9 protein-coding genes are annotated in these 11,844 nt (G+C 43.7%); 4 read left to right on the forward strand and 5 right to left on the reverse strand.

Annotated features, from left to right (window positions below; all coding sequences use genetic code 11):
• Positions 1-7: 7 nt before the first annotated feature.
• From DBR43_RS13525 to DBR43_RS13535, 3 genes are all read right to left on the reverse strand, one after another.
• The gene (locus tag DBR43_RS13525; protein WP_124581630.1) at positions 8-3,355 is read right to left on the reverse strand and encodes a SusC/RagA family TonB-linked outer membrane protein; all 3,348 of its coding nucleotides are present in this window, start codon (positions 3,353-3,355) and stop codon (positions 8-10) included.
• Between the two features lie 159 nt (positions 3,356-3,514).
• On the reverse strand, positions 3,515-4,645 hold the full coding sequence (locus DBR43_RS13530; RefSeq protein ID WP_124581632.1) for a FecR family protein: 1,131 nt from the start codon (positions 4,643-4,645) through the stop codon (positions 3,515-3,517).
• Between the two features lie 89 nt (positions 4,646-4,734).
• Complete coding sequence (locus DBR43_RS13535; RefSeq protein ID WP_124581634.1) at positions 4,735-5,301, reverse strand: RNA polymerase sigma factor; 567 nt, start codon at positions 5,299-5,301, stop codon at positions 4,735-4,737.
• Positions 5,302-5,628: 327 nt separating this feature from the next.
• Here DBR43_RS13535 and DBR43_RS13540 point away from each other — a divergent pair, with 327 nt between their 5' ends.
• The 3 genes from DBR43_RS13540 to DBR43_RS13550 are packed head-to-tail and all read left to right on the forward strand — an operon-like array spanning position 5,629 to position 8,211.
• Positions 5,629-6,252, forward strand: coding sequence for a class I SAM-dependent methyltransferase (locus DBR43_RS13540; protein WP_124581636.1), 624 nt, complete (start codon positions 5,629-5,631; stop codon positions 6,250-6,252).
• A gap of 20 nt (positions 6,253-6,272) precedes the next feature.
• Positions 6,273-7,415, forward strand: coding sequence for a radical SAM family heme chaperone HemW (gene hemW, locus DBR43_RS13545; protein WP_124581638.1), 1,143 nt, complete (start codon positions 6,273-6,275; stop codon positions 7,413-7,415).
• A 10-nt stretch (positions 7,416-7,425) separates the two neighbouring features.
• Positions 7,426-8,211 (forward strand): SDR family oxidoreductase, encoded by a 786-nt coding sequence (locus tag DBR43_RS13550; protein WP_124581640.1) that lies wholly within the window; start codon positions 7,426-7,428, stop codon positions 8,209-8,211.
• Here DBR43_RS13550 and DBR43_RS13555 read toward each other — a convergent pair.
• Complete coding sequence (locus tag DBR43_RS13555; protein WP_124581642.1) at positions 8,204-8,677, reverse strand: hypothetical protein; 474 nt, start codon at positions 8,675-8,677, stop codon at positions 8,204-8,206. The two genes, DBR43_RS13550 and DBR43_RS13555, sit on opposite strands and share 8 nt — an antisense overlap.
• Before the next feature lie 217 nt (positions 8,678-8,894).
• On the opposite strand from DBR43_RS13555, the gene DBR43_RS13560 reads away from it, so the two are divergent.
• Positions 8,895-9,218 (forward strand): phage holin family protein, encoded by a 324-nt coding sequence (locus DBR43_RS13560; RefSeq protein WP_124581644.1) that lies wholly within the window; start codon positions 8,895-8,897, stop codon positions 9,216-9,218.
• Positions 9,219-9,363: 145 nt separating this feature from the next.
• On the opposite strand, the gene DBR43_RS13565 is transcribed toward DBR43_RS13560, so the two are convergent.
• Positions 9,364-11,844: glycoside hydrolase family 2 TIM barrel-domain containing protein (locus DBR43_RS13565; RefSeq protein WP_199757043.1), on the reverse strand; the 2,481-nt coding region annotated here is incomplete at its 5' end.

An 11,844-nucleotide genomic window follows, 5' to 3' on the forward strand; every position in this document is an offset into this window, starting at 1 on the left:
ATCATAATTAAAAAGTGGCATTTAAACTAAAGGAAACAGACCTTGCAAAAGGATATTCTATTCCCCGTTCTCTTTTTACGCTCGAGATTCGAAAAATATCGTTCATATAAGCGTTGAGGCGAAGGGAGGAAAGTCCAACCTGCTTTAACCATTTATTCTGAAGGAAATTGTATCCAAAATTCACAGATTCAGCACTCAGCATATTTTCCTTCTGCACAAAGCGCGAAGACATTTCCTGTTTGCTCGTCAAAGCAATTGATTTGAACTGTGTCACATCACCAGGTTGTTTCCAACGGTCGTATAATGCGCGTCGGTCCTGGTTATTTGCCAATCCCTGAGCAGAGATATTCTCCACCTTCTCATACAATGCGGTATTAAAAATATCGCGGCCGAGGATGTAGCGGATGCTCATTCCGAAAGTAAAACCTTTATAGCTCAGGTTACTGCTGAATACGCCTTCGATGGTTGGTTGTGCATTTCCCACGCGGACGATGTCGCTGGCATCATACCTGAAGGTAGACTGCCCATCTTTTCTAAGGAAAACTTCCATACCTGTAGTGGGGTCAATACCCAGGGAAGGAACCGCCCAGATGTCATCAGGACTATATCCATCTTTAAATCGCTGCAAAGTTTTATTGGTCAGCTGTTTGGTATTCAAAGAGGCCAGCTTGTTATTGAATCCATCGTATTTACTTTTATAGACAGAGCCGGTATATCCCAGGGTCCAGACCACACGCTGATCGGGTTTGTAAATGGGAGAAAACTTTACCGTTGCCTCCAGCCCTCTGGTGTTCAGCAAACCTGCGTTAATCGGGAAAGAGCTGATTCCTGTGGAAGAGGGCAAATCAATGGCCACCACCAGCGGATCTGTTCTTTTCTGATAAGCATTGACATTCAAGCTGAGCTTATTACCGAACATGACCAGATCCGTTCCAAGATTGGTCTGCACGGAGTTCTGCCATTTCAGGTTCGGGTTCCCCAAAGAGTTTAAGGTTACCCCCTGACCGTATATATTGATATACGAATCATAGCCATAAGTAGAAATCGAAGAAGTACTCGCAAAGTTCTGATTCCCGGTGATTCCGATATTGGCAATCAACCGAAAAGTATTAATCCAGGTAACCGGTTTCATAAAGGCTTCATTGTGGATGTTCCAGCCCAGACCTCCGCTATAATAAGGCGAATATTTTTTGTTGGAACCAAAGGCTGTTGAACCGTCATACCTGAAAGATGCATCGGCCAGGTAGCGCGCTTTATAGGCATAATTAGCTGAGGCGAGAATGGAATTCGTGCGGGTTTTACCTACTACCGAAGCGGGCCTGGAATCAGGTTTATAGCTATAGGCAAAGCTGGGATTCCCATTACTTGAAGAGGGGAAACCTACTGCCTGGAAGGTTAAATTCTGATTGTCATTTTCCCGGATGTCTGCCCGTAAGTTTGCGGTCAGTGCATGAGCACCTGCGAACACCTTTCCATAAGTCAGCATCAGGTTGGCATTATAGCTAAAGTTATCTGTCCTGCTGTTTTTGTAGGAACCTCGCTCAAAAATGCTGCTGTCGTCAAAATCAGTATGTAAAGGAGAAAGAAAATTCAAGTTGGTAGTGATGGCTTTCTGCACCTGTACTGCCCCGCGTAACATCAGTTCCCGGGTCAGGTCCAGATTCAGCTGCAGGTTGTTCTGAATTGCAAAATTCTTAGTGCTGTTTACACTGTTCAGTCCGGCATTATACAATGGGTTCTCCACATAATAAAGTCTTCCGACATTGTCTTTACTTTGCTCCAGATACTTCGCGTTGCTCTTTCTGTAATACGGATTCGCATTGACGAAATCAGCAAATGAACCGTAAGGAGATTCCTGTCCTGTATAACCATTGATATAAATCTGATTTGAGAGGTTGAATTTTCCTTTGCGGTAGGTCAGGTCCACATTTCCTGCCCAATCTTCTCTGCCGGAACCTTTCATTGCACCTGTTGTTTTTTTATAGGTCAGCCCTACTCCATAACGCAATGCCTGGTCTCCCCCATCCGCATAAAAAGAATGCCGCTGAGAGAATCCTGTACGTACCGGTTCGTTAAGCCAATAGGTATTTACACCCCGTTTCACTTCTGCCAGCCGCACTGCATACATAGAATCTAAATCCAGCTGAAAGTTTGGAGAGCCATCTGCCCCAAGGTAGTATATATACCTTCCCGACAAACGTTCGAACTCGAGCTTCTCTTCTGCATTCATCATGTTATAGCCCGTTAAATCCGGAACCTCTACATTCAGGTCTGAGCTGTAATTTATACGCATTTGTCCCGGTCTCGGCTTAACCGTTTCAATGACCACAACTCCGTTTGAGGCTTTGGAGCCATACATCGCCGTGGAAGCGGCATCTTTCAGAATAATAACAGAAGCAACCCTGTTCATGTTCAGGTCCACGATAGTTCTCAAAGAGGTTTCAAATCCGTCCAGGATAAACAGGGGCTGATTCGGATCTGAGGCAAACTGGTCCTGCAGTGTGGAGGAGATACTTGTTTTACCGCGGATTTCCAGGTTGGGCAGGACATTGGGATTTGAGCCGAACTTGTTATTCTCCAACTGGATGAAAGAAGGGTCTAAGGCCCTTAAACCCTGAATAATGTTTTGATTTCCCACTGCTTTCAGCTGTTCGCCGGAAAAAGTGGCTGTAGCGCCAGTGAACGTATTCTTGTTCCTGGTGATCCCTGTACCGGTAATCACCACATCTTTCATGTTGTTCTCTGCCACTTCCATCCGGATCAGCAATGCCGGCTGCTCTGGCTTAAGCTTAATTTCCTGAGTCTTATAGCCTACATAGGAAAAGATCAGGATGCTTTTATCCGAGGGAACGATGATCTTGAATTCACCGTTTCCATTACTGACGGTATTTCCGGTCCGGGCGTTCTTAATTGTGATGGATGCACCGGGAATAGGCCGGTCCGTTTCATCAAGCACCCTGCCTGAGACGACCATTGCCCGGGTTTGCAGCACATGGGGTTCTACATACTGGATCACAATTGTTTTTTGTTCAATCCTATAAGTGAAAGACTGGTCTTTAAAACAAAGGTCAAGAACCTCTGGTACCGTGGCATTGGTCACGTTGAGGGTAACAGGTTTTGCTTTGAGGAGCAATCCTGCATTATAAAAGAAGTCATAGCCAGTCTGCCTTCTGATCTTCTGTATGATTTGCCCCAGCGGGGCATCCTTTTCTTTAAGTGTAATCTGAGCATAGCCGGTTGCGCTAACCTGCAGGATCACAGTGGTCAAGATTATAAAAGTCAGCTTCAATTTCAATAATATCCTGGCATAAACAGGGCGGGATTCGCCATATTTAAATGTCCTGTAAAAATTCATACATTTGTTTAGTTTGGGTTTAGGTTCCAATGTTTATAAGTCGATTTATTTAACATCCTGACCCGAACAATTACTCCAAAAAGAGTACACAGACCAGGGGCGTTGCAACCGCTCCTGGCTCTAATTATTGTTCCGGAAAAGGGTGTGGAAAGTAGAAGTTTATGGCATCACAGTAACCCTCCTTCCTTCTACTTTAAAATGAACTGCACCAATTTCTTCCAGCCTGTCAAGCATCCATCCAAGGCTTTTATCCCTTGACCCTGAGCCTACAAGAACTGATTCTGCCAGTTCCGGCGGACAGATGACTTCCACATCATACCACCTTGCTATTTTCCGCATAATGCTGCCCAGCTTTTCGTTGTTAAAAGCAAAAGAATTGTTCTTCCAGGCAACCACATCTTCGGTCATCACTTCCGCTACTTTTAAGGTGTTATTTTCCAGTATGGACTGCTCACCTGGTTTTAGTATCGCAGAAGCGTTGTTGCGTTGAGTTTTCACCTGTACTTTACCGGAAAGCAATGTTGTTTTCACATCCCCGTCATTTTCATAAGCGCTGATGTTAAAATGGGTCCCCAGTACTTCCACGACCTGATCATCCGACTGAACCCTGAATGGCCTGGACTGATCATGTGTTACTTCAAAATATCCTTCTCCCCTGAGGAATACTTTTCGCTCCTGAGCGGCAAAAGCAGTCGGGTATTTCAAAGAAGATCCTGCATTTAGCCAGACTTTGGTTCCGTCGGGCAGGATCACCTGGTACTGACCTCCGGCGGGTGTACTGACGGTATTGAACCGCAGCTCCCCTGCCACTGCTCCTGCAGCGGGATCTATCCGGTATTCCAGCTGACCATCTTTATTTTTGGTAATTACCATTCCCTCCTGACTGGCCAGTTTTCCATTTGCCACATCAGTCAGGGAAATTTCAGATCCATCAGCTAAGGTCAGAACGGCCTTATTTCCTCCAGGTAAGATCTTTGCGGCCATCTCCCTGCTGGTCAGCGGTTTTACATTCTGACTCGTTTGGAAGAACCACCAGCCAGCAGCAACACAAAGGACAATAGCTGCTGCAGCAGCGATCAGGGACCACAAGCGGCTGGTTTTCCGCCCCTGCTGATGTACAGGTAAGCCCGCCCAGACCTCTGCCTTTGCGCTGATCAATTCTCCAGGGCTTAGGTCAGGCATTTCATCTGTATAATCAAGATACCAGCTCTCCAGCAAGGCAATCTCCTCTTCCGAGCAGTTCCGTTGCTTGTATTTGGCCAGTAATGCTTTCGCTTCTTTATTTTGCATAAGTTGAAAGGGAATACCCCCTTTAAATGATAGACGGGAAAAGATGGGGGTATGGGGTAGAAGAAATTAATATTTTTTTAACCCTGACATTACATGCTCACAAAAAGCATCAATCCAAGTTTTAAGCGCAAAATTCTCAATGCGTTTTTAACCTGTGTCCTTACCGTTTGTTCCGATAAGTTTAACTGTTCAGCGATCTCCTTATGGCTCATCGCCTGTTTTCTGCTCAGCTCAAAAACCTCCCTCATTTTGGGAGGCAATTCTGAAATCCCTTTTTCAATCAGTGCAGCAAGTTGCCGCTCGCGGACCTGGTGATCAGTGACACAATATCCTTCGTCCAGAAAACGCTGTAAGGAGCTGACATACCTGGATTCTACCTGCTGATGTGCGATCACATCGAGAATTCTGTTGCGTACCGCTGTGTAGAGATAAGCCGGCAAGCTGGACTTTAAGACCAGATCGGCCCGTTTATTCCAAATCGAAGCGAATAGTTCGTGGATCACGTCCTGTGCTTCTTCCTTATCCCTCAATCTGCTATAGGCATGGATATACAATTCGTTAAAATAACGGTTATAAACCACGGTATAGGCGGCAGCATCCCCCTCTTTCAGGAGTGCCGTTAATTCTAAATCTGAGAGTAAACTGTAATTCAACATTGTCGCCCCCGCTATAAATTGAACTTTAAAAAACAGATTTAATTAATTGCACAAAAATCCAGTCAATTATCTGTGTCATAATTGATTTATCTGCCTAACCAAATAAAATTTTGTGAATTTCAAAAGTAGCATTAAATAGATAAAAACCAAAGTCTTCCTCTTCAAAAGCCTGTCCTTAGGGATATAAAATTTATGAGGAATGACCGGGCCAGGCAGCGTAAGTGACAGATATCCGATTTCGGACCCGGATATTGAGGTCCTCAGCGAGGTTATGACAGGATAACTGAAATTGCTTATCTTGGTTTCAATTTTAGATATCGCCCCTCTATGGAAAAAGATTTCCGGAAAAACACCTTCGAGGTTTATGATAAAGTAGCGGATTGGTTTGCCGAAAACCGGGATAAAGGTTTAATGGAAAAAAACTATCTCGATGAGGTCATTACCCATTTAAACGATGATTCCCGTATTTTAGATCTGGGTTGCGGCACAGGAATTCCCATCTTCGGTTATTTCTTAAGTCGGAAATTAAACATTACCGGCGTAGATGCCAGTCCTAAAATATTGTCCATAGCAAAGAAAAATTTCCCTTCCGGCACATTTATCCAGGCAGATATGCGGGGGCTCTCGCTGAATAAAAGATTCGACGCAGTTATTGCCTGGCATAGCTTTTTCCACCTCCCTGCGGAAGATCAACCGGCAATGTTTGCCACTTTTACAGCACACCTCAATCCTGGTGGAATTTTGCTTTTCACCTCCGGCACCACACATGGCGAAGCCTGGGGACAAATTGGCGGAGAAAATCTATTTCATGGATCATTAGATACGGAAGAATATCAGCAACTTTTAACGGACCATCATTTTACCCTGTTAAAACATCAAACAGATGATCCGGACTGTGGAAATGCGACGGTTTGGATGGCAAAATATAAGCCGGTATTCAAAACTGTATAATTGCACTTATCTTTGCCCCCATGTCCGGTATCTACATCCACATTCCATTCTGCAAAAAAGCCTGCACGTATTGCGATTTCCATTTCAGCACTTCTTTAAAGTATGTTGATGAAATGACGGAGGCCATTTGCACAGAAATTATCAGGAAAAAAGATAGAATTGCAGACCATCAGGTAGGCAGTATTTACTTTGGTGGAGGAACACCTTCTGTATTGCCTTCTGCAGCATTTGAAAAAATATTCAATACCATAACCAGGCATTTTTCTGTTGCTTCAGATGCGGAGATCACAATCGAAGCCAATCCCGACGACCTGGATGCCAAAAAAATTAAAGAATTAAGGCAATTGCCCGTCAACCGGTTCAGCATTGGAATCCAGTCTTTTTTTGATGAAGACCTGATCTGGATGAATCGCGCGCACAATTCCGGCGAAGCGGAAAATTGTATCAAAAGAAGTCAGGATGCGGGGTTCGAGAATTTAAGCATCGATCTGATCTATGGCTATCCTTTACTGACCGACCAGAAATGGCTGAGCAATATCAATAAGGCCATTGAATTTGAAACTCCGCATATTTCTGCCTATTCTATGACAGTGGAACCCCGGACCGCCCTCGCCCATGCCATAAAAAGAGGTAAACAGGTTCCGGTAAATGACGAGCAAAGTGCAGACCAGTTCATCTCTTTAATTGAGCAGCTTGGAAAAGCAGGCTTTGAACATTACGAGATTTCAAACTACAGTAAACCCGGCAAATATGCCGTTCACAACACCAATTACTGGCGGGGCATCCCCTATATTGGAATCGGTCCCTCTGCCCATGGTTTTGACGGGGAAACACGCTACCTGAACATTGCAAATAATGCCGCCTATCTGAGCGACATCAGGGAGGGCCGCCTACCGGAAACCATCGAAACACTGGATCTTTACGACCGTTTCAATGAATACATGATGACTTCCCTCAGAACCATGTGGGGAAGCAGTTTACTTAAAATTGAGGCCGATTTTGGCAAGGTATTTCTCCATGACACCCTCAAAAGCATCAAACCTTTTATAGAGCGGAAATGGCTGATGAATGAAAAGGAACACCTAACTTTGACCCTGGACGGGAAACTTTTTGCAGACCATATTGCCTCTGAATTGTTTCTGATCCCGGAAGACCACCATTAATGATCGTATAATGAAAGATAAAGTTGTTTGGACTACCGGAGCATCATCCGGCATCGGAGAAGCATTGGTATATGCCTACAGTCAGCTGGGTGCAAGGCTGATCATTTCTTCGCGTAACCGTGATGAATTGTTCAGGGTAAAGAACGGATGCAAAAATAAAATCAACGTTCATGTGCTGTCTTTAGATCTTGAAAATACCGCAGCATTGGCAGACAAAGCCGAAGAAGCGATCCGCATCTTTGGTAAAGTAGACCTGCTGATCAATAGCGGAGGGATCAGTCAGCGGAGCCTTGCTTTGGAAACAGAGCTGGCGGTAGAGCAGCGCCTGATGAATGTCAATTTTTGGGGGACTGTCGTATTGAGCAAAGCGGTATTGCCGCTAATGATCGCAAATGGCGGCGGTCAGATCGTTTGTATCAGCAGTCTGGTTGGGAAGTTCGGCACCAAGCTTCGCTCTGCGTACGCGGCTTCTAAACATGCCTTACATGGATATTTTGATTCGGTACGGTCTGAGCTCTTTGACCGGGGCATCCACATCACCATGGTTTGTCCGGGTTTCATCAAAACAAAGGTCACCCTGAATGCTTTGACATCTAACGGAGCGCCACAGGGAACAATGGACAGTGCACAGGAAAACGGCATGCCTGCTGAGGAATGTGCAAAGCTGATTGTCAATGCGGTCAGGCTTCGTAAGGAAGAAGTTTATATCGGAGGAAAAGAAGTCAAAGGGATCTGGCTAAAAAGATTTTTCCCTTTGCGCTTCTCTAAATATTTAAGAACGGCAAAGGTTACTTAATCACCTTGCCGTCAATCTTAATACTTTTCCAGTCTTCGTCCAGACCTGAACCTTTGATATAGCTCACTTTATGTGTGTTTCCTTTTAAATTAGGATGGTACACCATATCGAACTCAAAAGTCATCTTCTTATCGGTCTTTTCTGTCACTTTGACTTTATAATCGTTCTCCGATTTATCGCCAAGAGTGTAAAACTCGTCGTTGACTTTTGCATTGAACTTTGCATGGGTATACACTTTCTTAGGCTGATCCGGATAGGATTCCTGCAAATCATTGTTTTCATCTATTCTCAGATATTTGGTATCTGTGGCATCTCCGCCAACTAAGGAATAGAATTTATAATACAGCTTATTGTCAATCCTCAGGGTATCCTGAATCTCAGTATAAGTGTGTTCTCCCATTTTCCAGGAATTTCCGATTTGCATAGGCATAAAGGAATCGCTGGCATTAAGTTCTTTTGTAGTCATAACTTTCGGTTGACAGGAAGAGAAAATTATTAGAATAAAAAATGATAATAACGAAACGTTTTTCATAAGGCTGATGATTAATTTAGTATAACATACTAAACGTAAGATAAATAAGATTCGCTACAAATTAAAGTTAATTTATTTTATTTTCACCGATACCCTCTGAGGGCAATTTCTGGATTGATTTTTGAACCTTACAAAACTTAAAAAAAACGACATGAACTTTATTATCACCTTACTCGTCAATGCAGGAATCCTGTTGGGAATGACTTATGTACTGCCAAGCGTTAGAATTAAAAATTACGGAACGGCCATTCTGGTAGCTCTGGTGATTGGCTTATTGAATGCGACATTGGGTATGTTCCTCAGGTTTCCAATGAATGTGGTCACACTCGGCCTGATCTCCTTTGTTGTTCATTTGGTGGTTACTGCCATCATGATCAAACTGGCGGATAAGTTTTTTGATGATTTTGAAATAAAGGGCTTTACTCCGGCACTGATCATTGCGTTGGTAATGGCTGTGGTAGGAATGCTGCTTTAAAAGAAGATGGGCCTGGCTCTGGATTTGCGGGCGCAAACGTTTGCGCAGTATTTTTCAATCCCCTATAAAACAAATGGTTAAAAACAAAAACAGGGCTTTTGGATCAACATCCAAAAGCCCTGTTTTTTTATCATATCAGCGCTTCTTATTTAATTGGTTTGATCCAATATGAATACTGATGTGCTGCAAAAGGCACCCTGTATTCTTTTAACGGCATAGAACCCCAGCTGTCTATTCCCTGTAAACCACTCTGGATCAGATCCAGGTGCAGGTAGATTTTATCTCTTTTTACCAGCTCACCGGAATGGTATTGTTTTTTCTCGACTTCAGGATCAAGATCATCCATGCTGTATGGCAGTGCAGAAAAATTCAATAAGCTATCTGCCATTCCAAAGCTAAGTCCTTTTCCCTTTTTGTCTGTAAAATTCACCCAGCGAACATCAGTTTTGTTTCCGCTCTCCTGAGGACGTGCATAAGGGAAGTACTGCTCATCTATGGTCTGGTTGTATAAACCTACAAAAGATGCCGTTTTACGGTCCCAATAGTTTTCGCCCGGCCCGCGGCCATAGAAGTTAATTTTACTCAATGCAGCGTTCAATTGCAAATCATTTCCGATCCGCTGCATCAATGGATACTTTCCTTTATTTGCTGTAAAATGGTTGTCTACCTTTACAATGCCATCAGGTCTGATGGTAAATGTTTGCGCTACCGTTGCTGCTCCGTCGATCAGTTCCTTTTTAAAGGTCGCAACCACTTCGCCTGAAGACGCAGTCTGAATCTCTGCAGAAACTAGTTTTCCTTCTGAATAGGCATTTCTCCATTTTCTCAGGCTCCGGTTAAATCCGGCACCGATGTCATTATCTGTTGATGCACGCCAGAATCCTGGTTGAGGGCCTTCAGACAACAACGGACTACCTTTAAGGGTATATCCGGTCATTAGTCCTTTTTCCATATCAAATGCGATAGAAAAGTCACTTCCTTTAACCACTGCTTTTCCTGAAGGTTTTTCTATGGTTAATTTTCCATTGACCGCAGCATAGGCCGATGCTTTAGGTGCTCCGCTCCATACAAATTGCTCGGTGGCAATGGTATATCCTGCCGGAAGGAAAGGTTCTGCCATTTTCAGGTCGTAATATACATTCAGAAAATATTCTGCACCGGCTTTCGCTTTCGTTTTGATGGCCAGGCTCAGTTCTTTTTCTGTTCTTGGTTCAATTACAGGGAGGTTCTGCGTTCCTTTTTCTACGATCTTACCATTTTCTAAAAGTTCCCAGTTTAACTTCACATTGTCCAGCCCTTTAAAGAAATAAGAATTGTTCAGTTTGATGGTGTTGTTGCCTTCGTATTTCGTTTTGATGTATTGGTAAATCTTCTTCACCTCTACGGCCATCGGCGTCATGCCACGATGATTGGTTACTACACCTTTCACGCTAAAGTTATTGTCGCTGAAGTCTTCATTCACAGGTCCGCTTAAAGGAAAGTCTCCTCCATAAGCATTGATGCGTTTCCCATTTTTTACGGTATCAATCGCCTGATCAATCCATTCCCAGATGTAACCACCCTGCAGGTTTGGCTGACTTTCGATCACATCCCAGTATTCTTTAAAGTTACCCAGGCTATTTCCCATAATGTGGGCAAACTCACTCATGATGAGTGGACGGTCGGGCTTGCTGTTCGCATATTGTTTCAACCAGTTTGGATCAGGGTACTGAGGCACAATCATATCTGTATTGTAGTCTTCCTCTGCGCGCTCATATTGTACCGGACGGATGTCTTTTGCTTTCAGCCAATCGTATGCTTCGTAAAAATTCCTTCCGTTACCGGCTTCGTTTCCTAAAGACCAGGTGACTACCGAGGAGTGGTTTTTATCGCGTTCATACATTCTCTGAATCCGCTCCAGATGAGGAATTCTCCATTGCTTATCATTTCCAAGCGTATAATCCAGGTCATAATAACGCCCATGAGATTCAATATTGGCTTCATCAATTACGTATAAACCATACTCATCACAAAGTTCCATCCAATAGGGATCAGGAGGATAATGAGAATGCCTTACCGAGTTTACGTTCAGCTTTTTCATCATTTCCATGTCTTTACGCATGTCTGCCCTGGTCAGCGTATGCCCCTGGGTGGCATTGTGTTCATGACGGTTCACGCCTTTAAAGAACACGCGCTTCCCGTTCACGAGGAAATTATTGTTAACGAGTTCGACAGTACGAAAACCAATTCGCTGAGGAATCACTTCCAGTACTTCTCCTTTTTTATTTTTCAAAGTGATGAAAAGTGTATACAGGTTAGGCGTTTCTGCAGTCCATGCCGCTACGTCTCCAACTTCTGTATTGAACTTCACATTACTTTTATAATTACCAAGGACCGTTTTTACTCCTTTTGTTTCGTCCTTGTAAACAGACTTCCCTTTCGGATCAATCAATTCCAGCTCTACGGCAAAAGTATCCGGTTTGCTATGGTTGGTCTTCCTGTCAATTCTGTAATTGTTGATTTCTGCATCTAAGGAAAGGAGTCCGTTCTTATAGGATTTGTCCAGTGTGGCAATCGCTTTGAAGTCCCTTACATCGAGTTTTGGCGTGGCATACAGGTATACATCACGTTCAATTCCCGAGATTCT

This window comes from Pedobacter sp. KBW06 (genome assembly GCF_003852525.1).
Classification (GTDB): Bacteria; Bacteroidota; Bacteroidia; order Sphingobacteriales; family Sphingobacteriaceae; genus Pedobacter.